We start from the raw sequence: 23078 nt of genomic DNA on the forward strand, positions 1-23078 counted from the left end.
TCACCACCCGATGAACCGGGCGTCAGAATGACGCCGACGCGGCTCTCCCCGGAAACGGTTTCCGCCGAGCCCAAACGCAAACCGCGCTGAACTCCCCAGTCATTTGACATTCAACGCAGGAATTTCGTCATGAGCATCAACAGCGCCATGCTTTCGGGCGTCTCGGGCCTCATCGCCAACTCGTCCGCATTGGCCGCGATCTCGGACAACATCGCCAACGTCAATACCGTTGGCTACAAGCGCTCAACCGCCAATTTCTCCACCCTGGTTACCTCGCAGAGCAAGAACTCGACCTACAGCGCCGGCGGCGTGAAGGCCCTGACCCACCAGTTCATCACGCAACAGGGCCTGACCCAGTCGTCGACCTCGAACCTTGATCTGTCGATCTCCGGCTCGGGCTTTTTCGTCGCCACCGAGAAGCCGGAAGGCCTGACCGCCACAGACACCCGCTCGTTCACCCGCGCCGGTTCGTTCCAGCTGGATAATCTGGGTTATCTGAAGAACGACGCTGGCCTGTACCTTCAGGGCTGGCTGGCCGATCCGGTGACCGGCGACATCACGCCCGACCCGTCGGACCTGACCCAGCTGGACTCCATCAATGTCGGCTCGGTCGGCGGCACGGCCGAAAAGACCACCCGCGCGGCGGTCAACGCCAATCTGCGGTCGGAGCAGCCCCTGGCGGCCCAGTCCAAGTTCGGCGTCACCAAAACCAACGTGGCCGACAGCTCCACGGCGACCAGCAACTACACAGTCTCCTATTCGCCGACCGCCACGGCCGACGAGTACAATGTCGAGATCAAGAAGGCCGGGTCGGTCATCGGCACCGGCACGGCGCTCTACGCCGCCGGCGCCGGCGGCGCATTCGTGTCGGGCACCGGCATCATGGCCACCGTTCCGATCGACGTCAGCGGCACCGGCGCGGGCACGCCCACCGTGCCGATCGCCTCGCTGGGCCTGAGCACGTCCACCGACCTGCAGACCGGCAACCTGTATGATGCCGCGACCAATTCGATGTCGGCCTACGCCCTGGACAACACCAAGGGCGTGAAGCCTGACTTCGAGGTTCAGATCCCCGTCTCCGATTCCAAGGGCGGTCAGCGCACGGTCACCCTCTCGCTGCTCAAGAGCGATGTACCCAATGAATGGTACGCCGAATTGCGGACAAAGCCCGGCGATCTGGACAATGTCGCCAACGGCTTGATCAGTTCGGGCCGCATCACCTTCACCACGGACGGCAAGCTGTCTTCGGTCGGCAACCTGTTCGGCGGCACTAACCCCACCTCAATCACCCTGGGCGCGTCCGACCCGAACATCGCCACGGCGCCGCCGCGCTGGTCTGACGGCTTGGGCATCGACGCCCAGAGCATCCAGATCGACCTGGCCAACGCCGCCGGCGGCTTGACCCAGTTCAACAGCCAGTCGGTGGTCCAGTCGGTCAACACCAACGGCACCGCCTTTGGCAACCTGACCAACATCGAGGTCGACGACGAGGGCTATGTTTCGGCGATCTTCGACAACGGCGTCACCCGCCGGATTGCCCAGGTCGCCGTTGCGACCTTCTCGAACGCCAACGGCCTGAAGGGCGTGAATGGCAATGCTTACCGCGTGACCAACGAGAGCGGCACCTACAGCCTGAAGACCCCGGGGCAGGGTGGTGCTGGTGTCATCGCGCCTTCCACACTGGAAGCATCGACTGTCGATCTGTCCACTGAGTTCACCGGACTGATCACGACACAGAGAGCCTACTCCGCTTCATCAAAAATCATCACGACGGCTGACCAGATGCTTGAGGAACTCTTGAGCATTAAGCGATAGTTATAGGTATTAACTCGATTTAATAGCCGTGTTCCACATCGGCACACTAAAGACTTCAGGGGGAAGCTGGTGTTTAGGCCTTTCTTTACTATTGGAATTAAGCCGCTGTTATTGGCTGGCGCCTATAGTGACCTTCAACAGTGATGGTTGTGGGAAAGGCGTAAAGCCATGTTGCAGCAGCAGCGCACGAACAGCCGGGGTGAGAAGTACGTTATCGGTCCGACCGGTGCGCCTCTAACTCTCTCCGACTTGCCGCCTCCGGAAACCCAGCGTTGGGTGATCCGGCGGAAAGCCGAGGTAGTCGCCGCCGTTCGCGGGGGTCTGCTCTCGCTCGACGAAGCGTGCGATCGATACAAGTTGACCAATGAGGAATTCCTCAATTGGCAGCAATCGATCGACAAGCATGGCCTGGCGGGTCTGCGGACCACCCGGCTCCAGCAGTACCGCTAACGGCGGGCTTGAAAGATATGGGTTTTCCGGCCGTTGGTGGTTGGAGGCCTGTTCTGGAACGTTCAGCGGCCGCGCCCTTCCCAGGGCGCGGCCGCGACGTTTTGGCGCTTCAGGACCGGCTCGGGTCCGCCAAATATAAACGCCTCGTTTACCTTGAACTGGGTAAATCCTGCCTAGCGACGGAAGCCTGCAGGCAACCGCCGCCATTGTCCCCCGTCGGGGTGGCTTTCTGGGGGATTGGCCTGAGTGGATAGCTTTCTGAGCGCGATACAGAGGTTCGGCGTTGGCCGGCTCGCCGCTCTGATCGGCGTGGGCGCCGGCGTGGTCGCCATTCTGGTCGCCCTGGTCATGTTTATGGGCAAGGAGCCGACCGAGCTCCTGTATTCCAACCTCGACCTGAAGGAAGCTTCGGAAGTCACCCAGGCCCTGGATCAGGCCGGTGTGAAGTACGAGACCAAGGGCGATGGCTCGACCATCATGGTGGCGCGCGACAAGGTCGCCTCGGCCCGCCTGCTGGTCGCCGGCAAGGGTCTGGTGACCTCCGGCTCGATCGGCTACGAAATTTTCGATAGCAGCAACGCCCTGGGCCAGACCGATTTTGTCCAGCAGCTGAACCGTCAGCGCGCCCTGCAGGGCGAGCTTGAGCGCACCATCAAGGAGTGGCAGGGCGTCAATTCGGTCCGGGTCCACCTGGTGCTGCCCAAGCGCCAGATCTTTGAAGAAGACGCCGAGCAACCCTCGGCCGCCGTCACCATCAGCACGGGCGGCCGCGAGCCGTCGGCCGAGATGGTGCGCGCCGTGCAGAATCTGGTCGGGGGTTCGGTCGCCGGCATGAAGCCGGAAAAGGTCAATGTCATCGACCAGCACGGCAAGACCCTGTCGGCCGCCAGCGACGAGAGCCTGGCCGGTCAGCTGGCCCAGGATCGCAAGTCCGAGGCCGAGGCCCGCATCGCCAAGACCGTCAAGGACATGATCGAAGGCGTGCTGGGCCCGGGCAAGGTGCGCGTCAATGTCACTGCCGAGCTCGATCTGAACCGCGTCACGACCCAGGAGCAGAAGTTCGATCCCGAAGGCCAGGTGATCCGTTCGGAAAGCACCAACGAGTCGGGCAACAGCGAAACCAAGAACGACGACACCAACGGCGTCTCGGCCGCCCAGAACATCCCGGGCGGCGCTCCCGGCGGCTTCCAGGCGCTGGGTTCGCGCTCTAACGCCAACGAAAGCGTCACAAACTACGAAATTTCGAGCACCACGACGACGGAGATCAAGGAGCCAGGCACGATCAAGAAGCTGGCCGTGGCCGTTGCGATCGATGGCGTCACCGCCCCGGCCGGCAAGGACGGCAAGCCCGGCGCCTATACGCCCCGCACCGAGGAAGAGCGCGCCCAGCTGGAAGATCTGGTCAAGACCGCTGTCGGCTTCGACGCCGCCCGGGGCGATCAGGTCAAGGTGACCAATATCCGCTTCCCGCAGCCTGAGGATCAGGCCCTGGGCAAGGACGGACTGCTGTCGGCCTTTGGCAAGAACGATATCATGCGCATCGCTGAGCTGGCCGTGCTGGGCATCGTGGCCATCCTGATCCTGCTGTTCGCGGTCCGTCCGTTCGTGAAGAACATGATGACGCCCTCACCGCAGCAGATCACGCTGGGCGCGCCACAGGTGACCCGCATGGTCACCCTCTCGGACGGTTCGACCCAGGAAGTTGTGATCGACCAGTCCGGTGAGCCGATGGCCATCGCCGGACCCGGCGCCGAGATTGATCAGCGCATCGACATCGCCAAGATCGAGGGTCAGGTGAAGGCCTCCTCGATCAAGCGGGTCTCGGAATTCGTCGACAAGCATCCTGATGAATCGGTCGCGATCCTGCGTACCTGGCTGCACGAGTCGACCTGATGGCCATGAAAGCCTCCATCAGTGATGTCAGCAAACTGGCCGGGCCTGAAAAGGCCGCGATCGTTTTGCTTTCGCTTGGCGAAGATCACACCCGCATCTGGGAAGCCCTGGATGACGAGGAGATCAAGGAAGTTTCTCAGGCCATGGCCGGCCTGGGCACAGTGTCCGCCAGCGTGGTGGAAGAGCTGCTGGTCGAGTTCGTCTCGGGCATGAGCTCGACGGGCGCGATCATGGGCTCCTACGAGCAGACCCAGCGCCTGCTGAACTCGTTCATGCCGCCTGAAAAGGTGGACGCCCTGATGGAAGAGATCCGCGGTCCTGCGGGTCGGACCATGTGGGACAAGCTGGGCAACGTGAACGAGGCGGTGCTCGCCAACTATCTGAAGAACGAATACCCCCAGACCGTCGCCGTGGTGCTGTCCAAGGTGAAGTCCGACCACGCCGCCCGCGTGCTGGCGTCCCTGCCGGAAGACTTCGCCCTGGAATGCGTCACCCGCATGCTGCGGATGGAGCCGGTGCAGCGCGAGATCCTCGACAAGATCGAGCAGACCCTGCGCACAGAATTCATGTCCAACCTGGCGCGCACGTCCAAGCGCGACAGCCACGAGATGATGGCCGAGATCTTCAACAACTTCGATCGCCAGACCGAGGCCCGCTTCATCGCGGCCCTGGAAGAGCGCAACCGAGAAGCCGCCGAGCGCATCCGCGCCCTGATGTTCGTGTTCGAAGACCTGTCCAAGCTGGATCCGGGCGGCGTCCAGACCCTGCTGCGCGCCACCAGCAAGGAACAGCTGGCCCTGGCCCTGAAGGGCGCCTCGGACAAGCTGCGCGAGATGTTCTTCTCCAACATGTCCGAACGCGCGTCGAAGATCATGCGCGAAGACATGGAGAGCATGGGTCCGGTGCGTCTGAAGGACGTCGACCAGGCCCAGGTGGCGATGGTTCAGGTCGCCAAGGACCTGGCCGCCAAGGGCGAGATCATGCTGGCCGGCTCGGGCAGCGACGACGAGCTGATCTACTAAGGGAGATGGCAGCATGACCGACATCCCCCACAAGCGTTTCGCCTTCGACACCGTGTTCGACGATCGCGGCGGCATGCGCGAGCCTCCGGCCCGGCCCAAGCGCAGCTTCACGCCTGAAGATGTCGAGCTCGCCAAGGCCGAGGCTTATGCGCAGGGCGAACGCTCGGCTGTGGCGCGTGCCGAACAGCACGCCGCCAACGCCCTGAACGAGATCGCCGGCGCTGTGCGCGAAGCGTTTTCGACCCTTGCCGCCGTGGCCCATGAGCATCGCTCGGGCTCGGCCTTGCTGGCCCTGGCTGTGGGTCGCAAGATCGCCGACGCCGCCCTGGAACGCTTTCCCGAAGCGCCGGCCAGTGCGGCCCTGGTGGCCTTGGCCCGCGAGGTCGAGGCCCAGCCCCGGATCATCGTCCGCGTGTCGGCGGATCTGGTCGATCGCACTCAGGCCGCGCTCGAAGAGACCGCTCATGCGATCGGCTTTCCGGGTCAGATCGCGGCCCGCGCCGACAGCAACATGCCGCCCGCCGCCTTCACCTTCGACTGGGGTGATGGCCGGGCGTCCTTTGATCCTGACGAGGCGACGCGACGTGTCGCCGACGCCCTCGAAGCGGCCATCGCCGCCGAGGGACTCCACGCTGAACCCCTGCTTCCCGCTAGCGAAAGCTGACTGCCATGGCCGAAGACAATCTCACGCTCGACGAGTTCGGGGGCCAGATGCTGGCTTCGGAGATGCCCGTCGAAATGAGCGACAAGATCGCTTCCGACCTGGCGCCGGTGTTCGATGTGCCAGTCAATATCTCGGCGGTTCTCGGGCGCGCCCACATGTCCGTCGCCCAGCTGCTGCAACTGGGCCAGGGCAGCATTCTGGAGCTGGACCGCAAGGTCGGCGAGGCGATCGACATCTATGTGAACAACCGGCTGGTGGCCCGGGGCGAGGTGGTCGTCGTCGACGAGCGCCTGGGCGTGACCATGACGGAAATCATCAAGGACGGTGACGCGGCGGGCTGAGCCTGACGCGTCAAGGAGGACAAGATCATGCGGCTTCTCGTCGTTGGTAAACTGAACGGACAGCTCTCCGTCGCCGTGAAAATGGCGATGAACACGGGCGCCAAGGTCTCGCACGTCGAGACCATCGAGCAGGCGACCCATGCCCTGCGCGCGGGGCAGGGGGCTGACCTGCTGATGGTCGACTACTCGCTGGATATTGCGGGCCTGATCGCGGCAAACGAATCCGAGCGCATCCGGGTGCCGGTCGTGGCCTGCGGGGTCGACGCCGATCCGATGCGCGCCGCCGCCGCGATCAAGGCCGGGGCCAAGGAATTCATTCCCCTGCCGCCGGACGCCGAACTGATCGCCGCCGTCCTGGCCGCCGTCACCGATGACGAGCGCCCGATGATCGTCCGCGATCCGTCGATGGAGAACGTCATCCGCCTGGCCGACCAGGTCGCCCCCTCCGACGCCTCGATCCTGATCACCGGCGAAAGCGGCTCGGGCAAGGAGGTGATGGCCCGTTACCTCCACAGCAAGTCGCGCCGCGCCAAGGCGCCGTTCATCAGCGTCAACTGCGCCGCCATCCCCGAGAACCTGCTGGAAAGCGAGCTGTTCGGCCACGAGAAGGGCGCCTTTACCGGCGCCATGGCCCGCCGCATTGGCAAGTTCGAGGAGGCCAACGGCGGCACCCTGCTGCTGGACGAAATCAGCGAGATGGATACCCGCCTGCAGGCCAAGCTGCTGCGCGCCATCCAGGAGCGCGAGATTGACCGCGTCGGCGGTTCAAAGCCGGTCAAGGTCGATATCCGCATCCTCGCCACCTCCAACCGCGACCTGACCGCTGCGGTGAAGGACGGCACGTTCCGCGAAGACCTGCTTTACCGCCTCAACGTCGTGAACCTGCGCCTGCCGCCGCTGCGCGAGCGCCCGGCCGACGTGATGAGCCTGTGCGAGTTCTTCATCAAAAAGTACTCGGCCGCCAACGGCGTCGTCGAAAAGCCGATCTCGGCCGAGGCCAAGCGCCGGCTGATCGGCCACCGCTGGCCGGGCAATGTCCGCGAGCTGGAAAACGCCATGCACCGCGCGGTGCTGTTGTCGCCTGGCGCGGAGATCGAAGAGTTCGCTATTCGCCTGCCGGACGGTCAGCCCATGGCCCCCAACCCCGACGCCGCGGTCGCGCGCGGAGCCCAGATGGCCGCCGACGCCGTGTCGCGCGCCTTTGTCGGCTCGACGGTGGCCGAGGTCGAGCAGCACCTGATCATCGACACCCTGGAGCACTGCCTGGGCAACCGCACCCACGCCGCCAATATCCTGGGCATCTCGATCCGGACCCTGCGCAACAAGCTCAAGGAATATGGCGACGCCGGGATTTCGGTGCCGCCGCCGCAGGGCGGAATGGGCTCCGCCGCCGCCTGAATCCCTGCGGGCGCCGCGACCATCGGTCCGGCGCCTGACATGGCTAATTTGAATTAAGGAACTGGCGACCGCGCGCAAATCGCTTCATGCGCGAAGAGCCTGCTCCAAGGGATCGACGCACTGAATGGCTGACGCCGCCCTGCCCAAGACCAGCTCTTCGATGCCCAGCGCCAGTTCGCTGTGGGCGGGGATTCTGCGCGGCGAAATGGGCCTGGCGGTCGGCGTCGTCGGCATCATCGTCCTGCTGATCCTGCCGGTCCCGCCCATGCTGCTGGACCTGCTGTTGGCGATCTCGCTGACCGGCTCGGTCCTGATTCTGATGACGGCGGTTCTGATCAAGAAACCGCTGGAATTCACCTCGTTCCCGACCGTCCTGCTGGTGGCGACCCTGTATCGCCTGGGGCTGAACATTGCCTCGACGCGCCTGATCCTGGGCCATGGCCACGAAGGCGCGCACGGCGCCGGCGCGGTCATTGAGGCGTTCGGCAACCTGATGATGCAGGGCAACTTCGTCATCGGCGTGATCGTCTTCATCATCCTGGTGGTGGTGAACTTCATGGTCGTCACCAAGGGTTCTGGCCGGATCGCCGAAGTCGCGGCCCGCTTCACCCTGGACGCCATGCCCGGCAAGCAGATGGCCATCGACGCCGACCTGTCGACCGGCCTGATCGACCAGGACACCGCCAAGCAGCGCCGCAAGGACCTGGAGCAGGAATCGACTTTCTTCGGCGCCATGGACGGCGCGAGCAAGTTCGTGAAGGGCGACGCTGTCGCCGGCCTGATCATCACCGCCATCAACATCATCGGCGGCATCCTGATCGGGGTTATCCAGCACAAGATCCCGATCGGCGAGGCCTCGGCCACCTATACGCTGATGACCATCGGCGATGGTCTGGTCAGCCAGATTCCGGCCCTGATCATTTCGATCGCGGCGGGCATGGTCGTCTCCAAGGCCGGCGTCGAGGGCTCGGCCAACGCCGCCCTGACCAAGCAGCTGTCGATGAACCCCGTGGCGCTGGGCATGGTCTCGGCCTCGTCGGGCGTCATGGCCCTGATCCCCGGCATGCCGATTATTCCCTTTGCAGCGCTTTCGCTGGGCGCGGGCTTCCTGGCCTATCGCCGCTCGATGACCGCCAAGCAACCGCCGCAGCTCGATCCGGCCCTGGCTGAAGCCATCGCCAGTGAGCCCGAGGAAGAGCCGATCAGCGCTTCCTTGGCCATCGATGACGTCAAGATCGAGCTGGGCTATGGCCTGCTGACCCTGATCAACGACCTGGACGGCCGCCGCCTGACCGACCAGATCCGCGCCCTGCGCAAGACCCTGGCCACCGAGTTCGGCTTCGTGATGCCGCCGGTGCGCATCCTCGACAACATGCGCCTGGCCAATCAGGGCTATGCGATCCGCATCAAGGAGATGGAAGCCGGCGCCGGCGAGGTTCGCCTTGGCATGCTGATGGCCATGGATCCGCGCGGCGGCCAGGTCGAACTGCCCGGCGAGCATGTGCGTGAGCCGGCCTTTGGCCTGCCTGCCACCTGGGTGGCCGACGACCTGCGCGAGGAAGCCACTTTCCGCGGCTATACCATCGTCGATCCGGCCACCGTGCTGACCACGCACCTGACCGAGATCCTCAAGGAGAACATGGCCGACCTGCTGTCCTATTCGGAGGTGCAGAAGCTGCTGAAGGACCTGCCGGAAGGCCAGAAGAAGCTGGTCGACGACCTGATCCCGTCGGTGGCCACCGCCACCACCGTGCAGCGCGTGCTGCAGGCCCTGCTCAAGGAGCGCGTCTCGATCCGCGACCTGCCGCAGATCCTGGAAGGTATCGGCGAGGCCGCCCCGCACACCAGTTCGGTCACCCAGCTGGTGGAACAGGTCCGCGCTCGTCTTGCCCGCCAACTGTGCTGGGCCAATCGCGGCGACGACGGCGCCCTGCCGATCATCACCCTGTCGGCCGAGTGGGAACAGGCCTTCGCCGAATCCCTGGTCGGGCCCGGCGACGACAAGCAGCTGGCCCTGGCGCCGTCGCGTCTGCAGGAGTTCATCCGGGGGGTTCGCGAGGCCTTCGAGCGCGCCGCTCTGCAGGGCGAGGCCGCTGTTCTGCTGACCAGCCCTGGAGTGCGCCCCTATGTGCGTTCGATCATCGAGCGTTTCCGGGGCCAGACCGTGGTGATGAGCCAGAACGAGATCCATCCGCGGGCGCGATTGAAGACCGTCGGCATGGTCTGACGGCGCGCCGGTGATCCGTCCTGACAGCCTGCAGTGTCGGGCGCCCGTCGGAACCGCAGCCGTGCGGCGACGTTAGTTTCCCGGTTAGGGGGCTGACCGACACCGACGGAGCCTTCAAATGGACAGCCAGAAAATCGCCTTTTTCGCCGCCGCCGCGGCCCTGACTTTCGCTGGCGCAGCCTTCGCTCAAAGCGCCACGGCCATGCCGACGCCAGGCCAGCAGACCCCGCAAGCGGCCTCGCCGGCGGCGGATCAGGCCCTGCCAGCCACCACGACGACCGCCACCCCGCCGGCCCAGGCCAGCGCCGACACCAGCGCCGCGCCTGCCTCGGCAACGGTCGCCGGCGACTTTAAGGTCGGGACCGAGGTCAAAGACCCGGCCGGCGTATCGGTCGGTACGATTTCAGGCGTCAGCGCCGCAGCCGATGGCTCGGTCAATCTGGTTGTCACGAACGGGGGCGTGAAGTTCGCCCTGCCCAGCGCCAGTCTGTCTTCCAACGCCGGAGCCCTGACGACCACGGCGACCAAGGCCCAGATCGACGCGACTCTGGCCGGCGCCAAGCCTCAGTAAAGGCTTCGTCCTTCTGAAGCTCTGGCCCGCTCGGCATTGCCGAGCGGGCTTCGCGCTGCTAGCGATGCGCCAAGACGGCGGTTTTGTCGCCGATTTCGGGTCTGTTCTTATGCCTCCGGCCAACAAGACAAAATCCAGTAGCGCCCTGTTCTGGGACCTCCTGACCTTCGACCGGCTGGTGACAGGTCCGGTGATCCACCTGATCTATTGGGCCGGCCTTGGCGTCGTGGCGCTGTTCGGCTTTTCTGTCGTCGGCGCCGCCGTGGGCCTGGCGCTTAAGGAGCCCGGCATCGGCTCGCTGCTTCTGGCCTTCCCGGTTCTGATCGCGGGTCTGCTGGTCGCCGGCGCGATGGTGCTGCTCTGGCGCGCCTTCTGCGAGTTTTATGTGGCGATCTTCCGGATCAGCGAAGACCTGCGCGCTCTGCGCCAGACGAGCGACGCCGACCACGCCTTGATCCGCGCCCGTCCTCCGCGCGAGACCTCACAAGCCGACTGAAGGCATGCCTCAGGTTCTGATCATCCATGAAGTGGCCGACTATCCGGCCTGGAAGACCGTGTTCGACAACGCCGCCGACATCCGGCGCGAGGCTGGTGAACGCAGCTATCAGGTTCTGAAATACGATAGCGACCCCAATCGGATCGTCCACTTCTCGACATGGACCTCGCACGACGACGCGCGCCGCTTTTTCGAGTCACCGCGCCTGGTCGAGATTCGCCGCATGGCCGGCGTGAAGGCTCCCGAGTTCCTCTATCTTGACGAACTGGAGGCCGGCGTCCTCTAGCGACCGGCGACAGCCTTGCGGCGCAGGCCCAGCTCGTCCAGCTGGGCGTTTTCGAACGCGCTCATCTTCTTGCGCTGCAGAACCTTGGCCGCCTCAGCGACGTGCTCGTATTTCTTCAGCGCCTCGAAGGCGAAGGATAGTGCGTCGCGGGCGCCCTGTTCCTCGATCTGGCACTGTTCGATCTGCAGCATCATGGTGGCGCGCTTGCGCTTGGAGCCCTCGCGATAGCTGGTCATCATCCAGGCCGCTTCGCTGCAGGTTTCGGCTTGCTTGGCTTCGGCTTCAGCTTCCGCGTCCAGCATCACCACGCGCAGTTCGGCGGCCATGCGCCGCTCGACGATGTCGGCCAGTCGCTTCTGCAGGGTCTCGACCTCGTGGGTCGAGATCCGGATCAGGGATGCGGCCCACTTGGTCATGCGTGGTCACTTTCAAGGATACTGCCCAGGTGTCCGAAGGAATCGTCGAGGCTGGTGGCCTCGTCCTTGTCCTGGCTTAGGAACTCTTCGATCGCCGGATTGAGGCGGATGGCGCGGTCGACGACGGGATCGGCGCCGGCGCGATAGGCGCCGATGCGGATCAGCTCTTCCATGTTGGCGTAGGCGGCCATCACCTGGCGGGCGCCTTTGACGATCATCCGTTCATGGTCGTACTGGCAGCCCGGCATGGTCCGGCTGATGGACTTCAGGACGTTGATCGCCGGGAAGCGGCCGCGCTCGGCGATGGCGCGCTCCATCACGATGTGGCCGTCCAGGATACCGCGTGTGGCGTCGGCGATGGGCTCGTTATGGTCGTCGCCGTCCACCAGCACGGTGAACAGGGCGGTGATCGGCGCTGCCGTGCTGCCGTCGGGACGGATCGGGCCAGGCCCGGCGCGCTCCAGAAGCTTTGGCAACTCGGTGAAGACGGTGGGCGTATAGCCCTTGGTCGTCGGTGGCTCGCCGGCGGCCAGGCCGATCTCGCGCTGGGCCATGGCGAAGCGGGTCACCGAGTCCATCAGGCACAGCACTTCCAGATCCTGGTCGCGCAGATACTCGCTGATCGCCAGGGTCATGTAGGCGGCCTGGCGGCGGGTCAGGGCGGGCTCGTCCGAGGTGGCGACCACGACGATGGCGCGCTTGAGGCCTTCCTCGCCTAGGGTCTCCTCGATAAATTCGCGCACCTCGCGACCCCGTTCGCCGATCAGGCCGACGACGACGGCGTCGCAGGTGGCTTCCTTGGCCAGCATCGACAGCAGCACCGACTTGCCGACACCCGAGCCGGCGAAGATGCCCAGGCGCTGGCCGCGGCAGGTGGTGGTGAAGACGTTCATCGACCGCACGCCCAGGTCAATGCGTTCGCCGACCCGGCCGCGGGCATGGGCGGGTGGGGGCGCGGCCTTGAGCGGGTAGGGCACCTCGCCCTGCGGCAGTGGGCCAAGCCCGTCGATGGGCTCGCCAAAGGCGTTGATGATGCGGCCCAGCCACGCCTTGGTCGGCCGCACGGTGGCGCCTTCGGGCATGATGCGGATCTCGGCGCCGGGGGCAACGCCCTCGACGGGACCGAAGGGCATCAGCAGGGCGCGGGTTTCGCGGAAGCCGACGACCTCGGCCGGCAGGACGGGCAGGCCCAGCCGGTCGATCTCGACCCGAGCCCCGACCGCCAGCCGCGTCAGACCGCCGCGCGCCTCGATCAGGAGGCCATTCACGGCGGCGACGCGACCGGAAATGGTCAGCGGGTCGATACGTTCAATGGCGGCGATCAGGCTACGCAAATCAGCTCTCGGCAGTGAGGCTCCATCCTCGACCGACAGCGTTAACCACCTGTGAAATTAGGGATGTGCCGGGGGCAGGTTGGCGGTGAAAAACGCTGCGATGGCCGCGTTAAAGGTGTGGTGGAACGCCGCACGGTCGAAGCCCGGGGCGCTGGAGCATGGCATCGGCAGGGGTGTCTGCATGAAAGTCGCCATAGGGCCACAAGACGTCGAAATGCACGTCGGCCGACTGTCTCCGGAATCCTGAAATCCCGACCCGCGACCGACCGTCGCGGGGGCCGTCGCGACGACGTCGGAAAGCCCTCGCAAATCTCAGCGACAGAACGCCGCAATGGCGTCGCAATGCCCAGCGGTGGCGCATCCTCACCCGGGGCTCGGCCTCTGGGGCGATAACCGTGGAGGGGCGGGGTTTTAGCGATTTCGCGGTGCGGGAGAATCCGCTTTGGCGGGGTTGAAAGTCATCCCCGACGAATTTGCGCTGCGACTCAGCGACCGCTTGCACCCGATTCGCAAATCAGATTAACCATTCTGCCAACAGGATCATTCACCATTAACCAGTCTTAAATTAACTCGCCGCAAAGTGCAGGCAGGGTTAATCAGGCGGCTTCCGCCAAGACGTCGAATAACGCCACCGAGTGGCGTGGAGGGGCTCATGCGCGTACTGTTGATCGAGGATGACAGCGCAACGGCGCAGACCATCGAGCTGATGCTGAAGTCTGAAGGCTTCAACGTCTATACGACGGATCTCGGCGAAGAAGGCGTCGATCTGGGCAAGATCTATGACTACGATCTGATCCTGCTCGACCTCAATCTGCCTGACATGAGCGGCCTGGATGTTCTGCGCACCCTGCGGGTGGCGAAGGTGAACACGCCGATCATGATCCTGTCGGGTTCTTCGGAAATCGACACGAAGGTGAAGACCTTCTCCGGCGGCGCCGACGACTACATGACCAAGCCCTTCCACAAGGACGAAATGATCGCCCGCATCCATGCGGTGGTCCGTCGTTCCAAGGGTCACGCCCAGTCGGTCATCAAGACCGGCGACATCGTGGTCAATCTCGACGCCAAGACGGTCGAAGTGAACAGCAACCGCGTTCACCTGACCGGCAAGGAATATCAGATGCTGGAGCTGCTCTCCCTGCGCAAGGGCACGACCCTGACCAAGGAGATGTTCCTCAACCACCTGTACGGTGGCATGGACGAGCCGGAACTGAAGATCATCGACGTCTTCATCTGCAAGCTTCGCAAGAAGCTGGCCGCCTCAGCCCAGGGCAAGCACCATATCGAGACGGTCTGGGGCCGCGGCTATGTGCTGCGCGATCCGAACGAGCAGGTCGCCGCCGCCTGATCGGCACGCCGATTCTTTTTCGTACAAGCAAAGCGCTCGCCCCAAAGGCGGGCGTTTTTCTTTTACAGTCATAGGCTTGGCCATTGATCGGTCGGGCTTTGAACCTCATCCGTGACAAAACGACCGAAGCGCAGAATAGTGCTTGCCGCTGGAAAGTCTCACGGCCATGTTCCGGCGCAGCGATTGCTGGGGGGCTACCCAGCCGTGTCATTTTGACCTTGCGCGGCATCGAAACCGACGGGGGACCGATGCAAGAATTTGATCCGCGACGCCCGACCCTTCGTCTGGCGCCCCGGCTGTTTACAGCCGTCGCCGGCCTGGCCGCTCTGGGCCTGGGTTGGAAGCTGACGGCCGCAGACGTGCCGACTCCCGTCAAGGCCGCGCTGGATCCCGCCGCCCTGGTCGCCCTGCAGCATATCGCCTTCGCCAGCGCCGAGGCTCAGCCCGGCTTCGACCGTCCCCAAAGCATCCCCGTCAAGGTTCGTCCCGGCGAGACCCTCGAAAATGCCGTCGAGCGCGCCGGTGTCGCGCCGGAAGAGGCCCGTCAGGTGGTCGCCGCCCTGCATGGCGCGATCGACACCGTCAACATCAAGGCCGGCATGGCCTTCGAAGCCGCCATCGCCCAGCGTCGCAGTGGTCGTGGTGATGGCGTGGGTGGCCCCGCCCGCCTGATCGGCCTGTCGATGCGCACCAGCCCGTCCTCGACCCTGACCGTTTCACGCACCTTCGACGGCGCCCTGAAACTGCGCGAGCTTGAGGAAAAGGTCACCGAGGAGACCAAGGTCGCCTGCGGCGAGATGAACGGCTCGTTCTACGAAAGCGTCGCCAATGTGGGCGGCACGCCCCGGGTGATCAGCGACGCGGCCAAGCTGTTTTCGCACAAGATCGACTTTTCGCGGGACATCCACGAAGGCGACAAGTTCTGCCTGGTGTTCGACCGCAAGGTCACCGAGAGCGGCCGCACTATCGAGGCCGGCGATCTGGAATATGCCGAGGTCAAGGGCCAGCGCTTCTACGGCTTCGAGCGCGACGGCAAGTCTCAGTTCTTTGACGAGACGGGCAAGAACATCAAAGGCTTCCTGCTGCGGACGCCGGTCGACGGGGCGCGCATCACCTCGACCTTCGGCGCGCGGCGTCACCCGATCCTGGGTTTCAACCGCGCCCACAAGGGCGTTGATTTCGGGGCCGGGCAGGGCACGCCGATCCTGGCGGCCGGCGACGGCGTCGTGCTGGAGGCTCGCCGCTGGAGCGGCTACGGCAACTGGCTGCGGATCCGTCACGCCGGCAAGTGGGACACCGGCTATGCTCACATCTCGCGCTACGCCCCGGGCATCAAGGCCGGCATGCGCGTTCGTCAGGGTCAGGTCGTGGCCTATGTCGGCTCGACCGGCATGTCGACCGGTCCCCACCTGCACTACGAAGTCTGGCTGAACGGCCAGCGGGTCAATCCGATCGGGGCCAAGGTGCCGCAGGGCACCATCCTGAGCGGCGGTGAACTGGCGTCGTTCAAGGCCAAGAAGTCGCGCATCGACCGCATGCTGGCCGACGGCGGATCCGTCGCCGCCAGTGAAGACACCCCCAAGCTGGCCCTGGCCGAACTGAAGACCGAAGCCGCGCCGAAACTGCGCTAAACACCTTCGCGGCGGTGAGTTGATCCAGGTCACTAGCGCTGCCCGGCCCGCGTGCCATCATCGCGCTGTTGCGGGGCCGATCCATGGCCGCCGTGCCTCCAGATCCGTGAAGAGAGCCTCATGACCGGTCCAGCCAAGCCGCGCGTCAATCCCGCCCTGAGGTTCGCGCTGATCCGGCGCATTCACAGCTGGCTGGGTCTGTTCATCGCGCCCAGCGTGGTATTTTTCGCGCTGACCGGCGCCTACCAACTCTATGGCCTGCACGAGAGCCAGCCCGGCTATCAGCCTGCCCCGCTGGTTGAGAAGCTGGGCCGGGTGCACATGAAGCAGGTCTTCGAGGCCAAGCCCAAACGGGCGGCCGAGCCGGCCAAGCCGAAGGCGGCTGGTCCCGCGGCGCCCGCCAAGGCCGAGGAAAAGGCCAAGGTCTCGGTGACGATCCTCAGGGCGGTCTTTCTGATTGTCGCCCTCGGCCTGGCGGCGTCGACGATCCTCGGCGTCTGGATGGCCCAGGCCTATGGACGCGACAAGCGCACGGGCTGGATCCTGCTGGCGGCGGGCGCCGTCCTGCCGATCCTTCTGGTCGCGCTTTAGTCTGACTGATCCATCAGCGCCGCGCCGGCCATCAGCGGGTCGGTGAACGAGTCCGCGCCGGTTTCCAGCCGTCCGGCCAGTCGTCGCAGATAGCCGGCCTCATTCTCGATCCGCGCCGAGAGGTCGTACCAGCCGCCAGTCGACTTCAGCGGCCAGATGCGTTTGGCGGCCTGGCCGGGCTGGAGCGTGATCCGCCATGCCGGACCGGCGGGCTGGGGCGTGACGACCATGCGGCGGGGCGTGGGGCCGTCATTGCGCAGGGTCAGGGTCAGGGCGCGCCGGACGGGATCAGACGTGACCTCGACCACGGGCTCACCCTGGGGCGCGGCCCCGATCAGGTGACGGTGGAAGCCGTTGGGGCCCAGGATCCACAGATCATAGGCGCCGGTCGGCCAGGCGTCCTCCAGGCGCTCGCCCGGCGCGATCGTGTAGCGGCGCGGCGGCTGGTCCAGCCGCAGGCGGTCATAGACATGCAGCACGGCGGCGGCCTTGCCGGCATTGGCGAACCGCAGGACGACAGCGCCGTCCCGCGCGCCTTCGGCGACCTCGAGGCTGTAGGGCAAAGCGCGTGACAGGCGCGGTCCCGCCGCCTGCTCGGGAACCAGTGGCAGGGGCGGGGTCGGCGGCGTGGTGCGTCCGGGCAGGGCCCCCGCGCGGCGGGCGTCTTCCAGGGTCTTGGGCAGGTCGGCCACGAAGGGCCTGGTATTGGGGGTGCGGAAGTCGAAGGCGCTGGTCAAGTCGCCGCATACCGCCCGCCGCCAGGGCGAGATGTTGGGCTCCATGACGCCGAACCGCTTTTCCAGCAACCGGATCACCGAGGTGTGGTCGAACACCTGGCTATTGACCCAGCCGCCCCGGCTCCAGGGCGAGATCACGTACATCGGCACGCGCGGACCCAGGCCATAGGGGCGACCCATCAGGTCGTCGCGCTCGTCCTTGGCCTCGCTGGGGTTGCGCACTTGGTGGTAGTCGGCCGTGGTGTCGACGGTCGAGCCGCCCAGCACGGCGCCCGGCCGGGCCGGATCGCGCGACGGCGGCGACGGCGGCGGGACGTGGTCGAAGAAGCCGTCATTCTCGTCGAACATCACCAGCAGCACCGTCCGCGCCCAGACCTTGGGATTGGCGGTCAGGGCGTCCAGCACCCGGGCGGTGTAGTCGGCGCCCTGGGCCGGGCTGGACGGGCCGGGATGCTCGGAATCGGCGGCGGGGGCGACCAGATAGGACACCTGCGGCAGGGTCCCGTTCAGCACATCCTCGCGCAGACCGTCCAGCTTGCGGGTCGACAGGCCCAGTTCCGCCAGACGCGGGTCGGCGCCGGGCGCCTTGGCGTGGCTGTCGCGGAAGCTCTGGAACCCGGCCATCGGGTTGTCGGTGAAGTTGTCGTCCATGTCCTGATAGACGCGCCAGGTGATCCCGGCGGCCAGCAGGCGCTCGGCATAGGTGCTCCAGCGATAGCCCTCGGCCGCCCCGCCCTTGGTGGCCAGCTCGTCGTGCGAGTTGGAGATCGAGGGGCCGCCCAGCTTGCCAAACGGATCATTGGTCCCGCCCCAAAGGAACAGGCGGTTGGTGTTGGTGCCGGTCTGGGTGGCGCAGTGATAGGCGTCGCAGAGGGTGAAGGCGTCGGCCAGGGCGTACTGGAACGGAATGTCCTCGCGCCGGTAGTAGCCCATGGCGTGGGCGTGCTTGCTTTCCGGCCAGCGATCCATGCGGCCCTGGTCCCAGGCATATTGGGCGTCGGACCAGCTGTGGGGCGTGCCCTCCACCCGCATGTGAGCAAAGGTCTGGGCGCTGTTCAGCGGGAAGGGCGCGATCAGCGGCGGGCCGTCAGCGGATTTGCCGTTGGCCTGGGTCCAGACAGTCTTGCCCGTGCGGCCCGGGATATCGGCGACCGGGATCGGAAAGCGGTCGGCAAAGCCGCGCACGCCGTTCAGGCCGCCGAAATAGTGATCGAACGAGCGGTTCTCCTGCATCAGGATCACCACGTGCTCGACGTCCTCCAGGGTCCCGCGCCGCACGTCGGCGTCGATGGCCAGCGCCCGGGCGATGGCCGGCGGCGCGCTCAGCGCCCCGACCGCCGATAACATCAGGTGACGGCGGTCGATCGCGCTCACGGGAAACCTCGTACAGTTTGGTCTGGACCAGATACCGCCCCCGTATGGCGTTCCCGTGACAGTCCGCCCCGCCTGAAGCCCCAGGGCTACCGCCTAGGGATACACCACCAGAAAGTTTGTCATCCCGGACAAGCCTGGCGAAGCCGGGCGCAGATCCGGGACCGACCTGGAACGCGGCGCTCAGGCGTCGGTCCCGGATCTTCGCGCTGCGCGCTCGGGCCAAGGCAGGGGCGGGATGACAGCCGCTTTTGGCTATATGCGATAGCCCTGCCGTGAGCCCCTAGTCGACCCCGGCCACGGCCAGCAGGGCGGCCAGACCGACCTGCATGCCCTTCAGGCTTTCACCCTTCTCGATGTCGATCCATTCGTCCAGGGCGTGGGCGCGGCCGGCCTTGCCGCCCGAACCGATGGTCACGGCCGGGATGCCCAGGCTCATGGGGATGTTGGAATCGGTCGAGGAGGCGCCGTGCTCGGGCTTGAAGCCAAAGGCGGTGACGGCTGCCGCCGTCAGGCCCACGATCGCCTGCTCGGCCGGGGTCTTGCCCGCCGGACGCTCGCCGATCACCCTGGGGTCATAGCTGATCTTGCCAAACCGGGTGGACCGCGCCGCGTTCTCGGCTGCCGTCGCGCTGTCGAGAATGCCGATCAGGGTCTTGTCCAGCTTGGCGAGCTCGTCAGCGCTTTCCGAGCGCATGTCGAACTCCATGAACACCTCGTGCGGGATCGAATTGACCGAGGTGCCGCCGCCGGTGACGCTGGCCGAATAGGTGGTCTTGGGATCCTTGGGCGTTTCGACCGCGTACAGATCGACCACGCTCTTGGCCATGGCCGTCATCGGATTGACCGTGCCAAAGGCGCCATAGCTGTGGCCGCCCGGACCCTTGAAGGTGACGTGGTAACGCTTGGAGCCGGTGCCGGCGTCGACGATACGCGAGGGGTCCGAACCGTCCATCGAGAAGAAGGCGGTGATCCGGCCCTTGAAGGCGCTCTTGTTGAACAGATAGCGCACGCCGCGCAGGTCGCCGGGGCCTTCCTCGCCGACATTGCCGACAAACAGGATGTCGCTTTTGGTCTTGATGCCGGCCGCGTCCATGGCCCGCACATAGGCCAGCAGGGTGGCCAGCGAGCGGGTGTCGTCGCCGATGCCCGGAGCCATCAGTTTGGTGCCCTCGCGCCGGACCTTCACGTCAGTGCCTTCGGGAAAGACGGTGTCGAGATGGGCGGCGATGACCACGAACGGCCCCTTGCCCTTGGTCGCCGTGCCGGGCCGCACGCCCATCACATTGCCCTCGGCGTCCATCGTCACGTCGCTCAGGCCATGGGCCTTGAGCATCTCCAGATAGGCCTTGGCGCGGGCCTCTTCCTTGAAGGGCGGGGCGGGGATCTCGGTCAGGGTGACGACGTCGGCGATGGTGCGGTCAAAGTCGGCGTCCAGCTTTTGGGCCGCCTTCTTGAAGGCCGGCGAGCCGACCAGTTTGCGCACCGTTCCGGCGTGATCGGTCTTTGCGGCCGCCCAGGCCGTGGAAAGGGTGGCGGACGAGGCGACCAGCGCCGCCGCGAAGGCGATCAGCGAGGCGGAGCGGCGAAGGGGGTTGGTCATGCGGCGAGAATCCCTGACTGGCGGCGCCAGCCTAGGGGCAGCCCAGCGTGGTGTCATCCCGTGGACGCCGCGCGGACACAGGTTCGCAGCCTCGCCGGTTTGAGCGGCAAGTGTGGGGAGGCGGCGGAGCGTCCGGGCCAGGCCCGGATGGGGTTGTAGTGGAGTACCGTTTCGGCCGTGGCCGGAGCGCTCCGCGCGATCGTTATCCGATGAGCCCTCGGGGCGCGGGGTTTTAACCCGCTCCCGAAAGAGGCCCCCGACGGGCGGAAGTGAAGCGACCCTTCCGGACCGCGCGGGCGATTTCAGCCCGCGCCTGGAGCGCCTTGCCGGGCGTCGCCAAAGGGCGTTCCCGGCGGTCCGGATCCGGCTTCATCACGTTCGGCCCCCGCAGGACCGATCCGCTCCGCCAGACCCCGCCGGGCCTTCGACGACGGCCGACGGGCGCGACCCGCACAACCGCCCCCGCCACCCGTCAGGTCGCCAGCTGGACGGCCTCCCCAGTGACGGGGCGAGAAGAAGTATGCGGGCGTTTTGGAGGGGGCTGCGTCGATTTTGGATCGTGACGCTGGGTGCGGCGGCTAGGGCGTTGAATTTGTTGGGGGCGAGGGGCGGCTATGCCCGTGCGGGAACGGGGATAGGAGCCGGCCGGCCTCTCGGAGCCCTTTCTCTATGAGGGATTCAAGTCGGGACTCAGTCCATGCCGCGCCGGGTCGGCCAGGGCTTGCGGGCCAAGGCGGCGGTCAAGACCTTGCCGGCTCCAGGCCCCCCGCCCAGGCGAATGACCAACGGAAAAGGGCCCCGCCTTGCGGCGGGGCCCCTCGCTCTCCAGCGTTGGTTGGCGCTTACCAGCTCTTGCTGACGCCCAGCATGACGCGCCGCTCGGCTTGCAGGCCGCTTGCGCCCTTGGTCTGCGCCTGACGTTCGGTCAGCAGGTTCTGGCCGTTCAGCGACACTTCGGCGCCCGGTGCGAACTCATAGGCGACGCGGCCGGCGACGGTGGTGTAGCCCTTGACCGGCTCCAGCAGGTTGCCGTTGTAGGAGTTGAACTTGCTCACGAAGTGAGCGTAACCGTCCAGGCTCCACTTGTCGTTCGACCAGCCCGCGGCGAGGTTGCTGCGATACTTGGGCGAGGTGGCCTCGAAGTTCACCTTGCGCAGGATGATCGAGGACAGCGTGGTGAACGGCGCGTCATTGACGTTCGTATAGGTGGTGTCGGCGTTCCAGTGGAAGCCGCCATCCAGCTTACCCGAAGCCGACAGCTCGACGCCGCTCATCTTGGAGTCGGAGACGTTCTTGTAGGTAAAGGTGGCCCAGGTCGTGGCGGTCGGCGCGAAATCGAGCGCCGAGCCGCTGAACTGGCCCTTCACGCTTTCGGTCTTCTGCGTGAACAGCTTGACGCTGGCCCTGGCGTTCAGCGACGGCAGGGCGCGGTCATAGGCCAGCTGGTAGTTGCTGACGAGGGCCGGCTCCAGCAACGGATTGCCGGCGATCAGACCACCGGTCGGCGCCGGCGTGACCGGCGGGATCAGCAGGCCGCCCAGTTCCAGCAGGGTCGGGGCCTGAACGCCGCGGGCGAAGGTCAGGCGCAGCGTGTCCTTGTCCGAGGCCTTGTAAACTGCGCCCAGATTGACGCTGGTTTCAGTGATGTCGCGATCCCATAGGGCATTGTTGTTCTGGGGGGCGCCGGCGGGGAAGGACCCCGTCCGCTTCAGGCTCAGCTTGTCGACGCGCGCCGCAGCCGTCAGCGACAGCTTGGGATTGACGACCCAGTTCCACATCGCCGACGGGGCCAGCACGGTGTAGCTGACCTTGCCGCCGACATAGCCGGCGGTGTCCAGCTGGTTGTCGCGATATTCCAGGCCGACGCGAACGGTATGGGCCGCGCCGATCTTGAACAGGTCTTCCAGGCTATAGACGGTGATGTCGTTCATGTAGCGACGACCGGGCGTCAGGCCATCGAGATTGTTGCGATAGGCCTGGGCTTGCAGCAGGCCAATCTTGGTGTCGGCGTTCAGGGTGGCCTTCAGCGAGTCGGTCTTGATGCGGTGAACCGCGTAGGCGAAGGTCGAGATGACCTGCGTGCTGGTGCCGTTCGACATCGAGCTTTCGACCCGTAGGGTGGTCTTGTCGTTCAGTTGGGCCATGGCGTCGAGGTTGGCGCGCGCCGTCGACGGGTTGTGGATCTGCGAGGCCAGGACAATGCCCGTGCCCGAGGTGGTGTTCTTCCACTCATTGGCGTGGTCGACGCCGCCCGAGATCCGGAAGGACAGACGCTCGCCCAGGCGAACGGTCTTCACGGCCGAGACGCTGGTGCTTTCGCCCGTGCCCGCCCGCAGCTCGATGACGTTGGTGTCGTCGAACTTCGGGTTGAAGGTGATGATGTTGACCACGCCCGACACGGCGTTGAAGCCGAAGATGGCGCTGTTGGGGCCGCGGACGACTTCGATCTGGCGGATTTCGCTCAGGGCGATCGGCAGCGAGGCCCAGTCGGTGTAGCCGAAGTGGTCCAGATAGACCTGGCGGCCGTTGATCAGGACCAGCAGTCGCGGCGAGCGGGCCTGGTTGTAACCGCGGATACCGACATCGGACTGGCCGGCGGCGAAGTTCAGGATGTCCACGCCGGCGACGCGGCTGAGGATCGTCGGCAGGTCGCCGGCGCCCGAACGCTTGATGTCAGCGGCCGAGATGATGGTCATGTCGACCGGGACCTCGGTGGCGCGCTGGGGCGAGCCCGTGGCCGAGGTGGTGACGGGTTCGTTGAACAGCTGCTCCATGGCGCCGTAGTCGATCGACTGGGCCGAAGCGGCGGTGGCCGAAGCCAGGATGATCAGGCCGACCGAAGCGCCGGCGAAGAGAGTCGTTTTCATGGGTTTTTCTCGTTCGT

At 65.7% G+C, this 23078-nt stretch carries 19 protein-coding genes; 14 read left to right on the forward strand and 5 right to left on the reverse strand.

Annotated features, from left to right (window positions below):
- Positions 1 to 129: 129 nt before the first annotated feature.
- From flgE to ACW176_RS10105, 11 genes are all read left to right on the forward strand, one after another.
- Positions 130 to 1815, forward strand: a complete 1686-nt coding sequence (gene flgE / locus ACW176_RS10055; protein WP_492109025.1) for a flagellar hook protein FlgE — start codon at positions 130 to 132, stop codon at positions 1813 to 1815.
- 168 nt (positions 1816 to 1983) lie between these two features.
- A complete protein-coding gene (gene sciP / locus ACW176_RS10060) occupies positions 1984 to 2265 on the forward strand; it encodes a CtrA inhibitor SciP (RefSeq protein WP_062148715.1) in 282 nt (93 codons plus the stop codon).
- A 246-nt stretch (positions 2266 to 2511) separates the two neighbouring features.
- Entirely contained in the window at positions 2512 to 4158 is a 1647-nt protein-coding gene (fliF, locus tag ACW176_RS10065; protein WP_492109026.1) for a flagellar basal-body MS-ring/collar protein FliF, read from the forward strand.
- Positions 4158 to 5180 carry a flagellar motor switch protein FliG gene (fliG, locus tag ACW176_RS10070; protein ID WP_492109027.1) on the forward strand — a complete coding sequence of 341 codons (1023 nt, stop codon included), beginning with the start codon at positions 4158 to 4160 and terminating at the stop codon, positions 5178 to 5180. The genes fliF and fliG overlap by 1 nt, the downstream gene beginning before the upstream one ends.
- Before the next feature lie 13 nt (positions 5181 to 5193).
- On the forward strand, positions 5194 to 5844 hold the full coding sequence (locus ACW176_RS10075; protein ID WP_492109028.1) for a FliH/SctL family protein: 651 nt from the start codon (positions 5194 to 5196) through the stop codon (positions 5842 to 5844).
- 5 nt (positions 5845 to 5849) lie between these two features.
- The gene (gene fliN / locus ACW176_RS10080; RefSeq protein ID WP_419320238.1) at positions 5850 to 6185 is read left to right on the forward strand and encodes a flagellar motor switch protein FliN; all 336 of its coding nucleotides are present in this window, start codon (positions 5850 to 5852) and stop codon (positions 6183 to 6185) included.
- Positions 6186 to 6212: 27 nt separating this feature from the next.
- Positions 6213 to 7583, forward strand: a complete 1371-nt coding sequence (flbD, locus tag ACW176_RS10085) for a sigma-54-dependent transcriptional regulator FlbD (RefSeq protein ID WP_492109029.1) — start codon at positions 6213 to 6215, stop codon at positions 7581 to 7583.
- Positions 7584 to 7707: 124 nt separating this feature from the next.
- A complete protein-coding gene (flhA, locus tag ACW176_RS10090; RefSeq protein WP_419320240.1) occupies positions 7708 to 9810 on the forward strand; it encodes a flagellar biosynthesis protein FlhA in 2103 nt (700 codons plus the stop codon).
- Positions 9811 to 9928: 118 nt separating this feature from the next.
- A complete protein-coding gene (locus tag ACW176_RS10095) occupies positions 9929 to 10381 on the forward strand; it encodes a hypothetical protein (RefSeq protein ID WP_419320242.1) in 453 nt (150 codons plus the stop codon).
- Between the two features lie 109 nt (positions 10382 to 10490).
- A complete protein-coding gene (locus ACW176_RS10100) occupies positions 10491 to 10877 on the forward strand; it encodes a DUF4282 domain-containing protein (RefSeq protein ID WP_419320243.1) in 387 nt (128 codons plus the stop codon).
- 4 nt (positions 10878 to 10881) lie between these two features.
- Positions 10882 to 11163, forward strand: a complete 282-nt coding sequence (locus ACW176_RS10105) for an antibiotic biosynthesis monooxygenase (RefSeq protein WP_492109030.1) — start codon at positions 10882 to 10884, stop codon at positions 11161 to 11163.
- On the opposite strand, the gene ACW176_RS10110 is transcribed toward ACW176_RS10105, so the two are convergent.
- Positions 11160 to 11579, reverse strand: coding sequence for a flagellar export protein FliJ (locus ACW176_RS10110; RefSeq protein WP_419320245.1), 420 nt, complete (start codon positions 11577 to 11579; stop codon positions 11160 to 11162). The genes ACW176_RS10105 and ACW176_RS10110 overlap by 4 nt on opposite strands.
- Entirely contained in the window at positions 11576 to 12913 is a 1338-nt protein-coding gene (gene fliI / locus ACW176_RS10115) for a flagellar protein export ATPase FliI (RefSeq protein WP_492109031.1), read from the reverse strand. Before fliI ends, ACW176_RS10110 begins: the two co-directional genes overlap by 4 nt.
- Positions 12914 to 13565: 652 nt before the next feature.
- Here fliI and ctrA point away from each other — a divergent pair.
- The 3 genes from ctrA to ACW176_RS10130 all read left to right on the forward strand — a co-directional run bounded on the left by ctrA (position 13566) and on the right by ACW176_RS10130 (position 16483).
- Positions 13566 to 14261, forward strand: a complete 696-nt coding sequence (gene ctrA, locus ACW176_RS10120) for a response regulator transcription factor CtrA (protein ID WP_419254388.1) — start codon at positions 13566 to 13568, stop codon at positions 14259 to 14261.
- A 248-nt stretch (positions 14262 to 14509) separates the two neighbouring features.
- The gene (locus tag ACW176_RS10125) at positions 14510 to 15892 is read left to right on the forward strand and encodes a M23 family metallopeptidase (RefSeq protein WP_492109032.1); all 1383 of its coding nucleotides are present in this window, start codon (positions 14510 to 14512) and stop codon (positions 15890 to 15892) included.
- Between the two features lie 120 nt (positions 15893 to 16012).
- Complete coding sequence (locus ACW176_RS10130) at positions 16013 to 16483, forward strand: hypothetical protein (RefSeq protein WP_492109033.1); 471 nt, start codon at positions 16013 to 16015, stop codon at positions 16481 to 16483.
- Here the strand turns inward: ACW176_RS10130 and ACW176_RS10135 are convergent.
- The 3 genes from ACW176_RS10135 to ACW176_RS10145 all read right to left on the reverse strand — a co-directional run bounded on the left by ACW176_RS10135 (position 16480) and on the right by ACW176_RS10145 (position 23061).
- Positions 16480 to 18594 (reverse strand): phosphocholine-specific phospholipase C, encoded by a 2115-nt coding sequence (locus ACW176_RS10135; RefSeq protein WP_492109034.1) that lies wholly within the window; start codon positions 18592 to 18594, stop codon positions 16480 to 16482. The genes ACW176_RS10130 and ACW176_RS10135 overlap by 4 nt on opposite strands.
- A 280-nt stretch (positions 18595 to 18874) precedes the next feature.
- Complete coding sequence (locus ACW176_RS10140) at positions 18875 to 20194, reverse strand: M20/M25/M40 family metallo-hydrolase (RefSeq protein ID WP_492109035.1); 1320 nt, start codon at positions 20192 to 20194, stop codon at positions 18875 to 18877.
- 842 nt (positions 20195 to 21036) lie between these two features.
- On the reverse strand, positions 21037 to 23061 hold the full coding sequence (locus ACW176_RS10145; RefSeq protein ID WP_492109036.1) for a TonB-dependent receptor plug domain-containing protein: 2025 nt from the start codon (positions 23059 to 23061) through the stop codon (positions 21037 to 21039).
- Positions 23062 to 23078: the final 17 nt, after the last annotated feature.

The sequence above is a fragment of the Caulobacter sp. FV1ye13L genome (assembly GCF_058681155.1).

Excerpts from the sequence above, each read along its gene's own strand:
- flgE (WP_492109025.1), top strand. The coding sequence starts at position 130 with ATGAGCATCAACAGCGCCATGCTTTCGGGCGTCTCGGGCCTCATCGCC.
- sciP (WP_062148715.1), top strand. The coding sequence starts at position 1,984 with ATGTTGCAGCAGCAGCGCACGAACAGCCGGGGTGAGAAGTACGTTATC.
- fliG (WP_492109027.1), top strand. The coding sequence starts at position 4,158 with ATGGCCATGAAAGCCTCCATCAGTGATGTCAGCAAACTGGCCGGGCCT.
- ACW176_RS10075 (WP_492109028.1), top strand. The coding sequence starts at position 5,194 with ATGACCGACATCCCCCACAAGCGTTTCGCCTTCGACACCGTGTTCGAC.
- fliN (WP_419320238.1), top strand. The coding sequence starts at position 5,850 with ATGGCCGAAGACAATCTCACGCTCGACGAGTTCGGGGGCCAGATGCTG.
- flbD (WP_492109029.1), top strand. The coding sequence starts at position 6,213 with ATGCGGCTTCTCGTCGTTGGTAAACTGAACGGACAGCTCTCCGTCGCC.
- flhA (WP_419320240.1), top strand. The coding sequence starts at position 7,708 with ATGGCTGACGCCGCCCTGCCCAAGACCAGCTCTTCGATGCCCAGCGCC.
- ACW176_RS10095 (WP_419320242.1), top strand. The coding sequence starts at position 9,929 with ATGGACAGCCAGAAAATCGCCTTTTTCGCCGCCGCCGCGGCCCTGACT.
- ACW176_RS10100 (WP_419320243.1), top strand. The coding sequence starts at position 10,491 with ATGCCTCCGGCCAACAAGACAAAATCCAGTAGCGCCCTGTTCTGGGAC.
- ACW176_RS10105 (WP_492109030.1), top strand. The coding sequence starts at position 10,882 with ATGCCTCAGGTTCTGATCATCCATGAAGTGGCCGACTATCCGGCCTGG.
- ACW176_RS10110 (WP_419320245.1), bottom strand. The coding sequence starts at position 11,579 with ATGACCAAGTGGGCCGCATCCCTGATCCGGATCTCGACCCACGAGGTC.
- ctrA (WP_419254388.1), top strand. The coding sequence starts at position 13,566 with ATGCGCGTACTGTTGATCGAGGATGACAGCGCAACGGCGCAGACCATC.
- ACW176_RS10125 (WP_492109032.1), top strand. The coding sequence starts at position 14,510 with ATGCAAGAATTTGATCCGCGACGCCCGACCCTTCGTCTGGCGCCCCGG.
- ACW176_RS10130 (WP_492109033.1), top strand. The coding sequence starts at position 16,013 with ATGACCGGTCCAGCCAAGCCGCGCGTCAATCCCGCCCTGAGGTTCGCG.
- ACW176_RS10140 (WP_492109035.1), bottom strand. The coding sequence starts at position 20,194 with ATGACCAACCCCCTTCGCCGCTCCGCCTCGCTGATCGCCTTCGCGGCG.
- ACW176_RS10145 (WP_492109036.1), bottom strand. The coding sequence starts at position 23,061 with ATGAAAACGACTCTCTTCGCCGGCGCTTCGGTCGGCCTGATCATCCTG.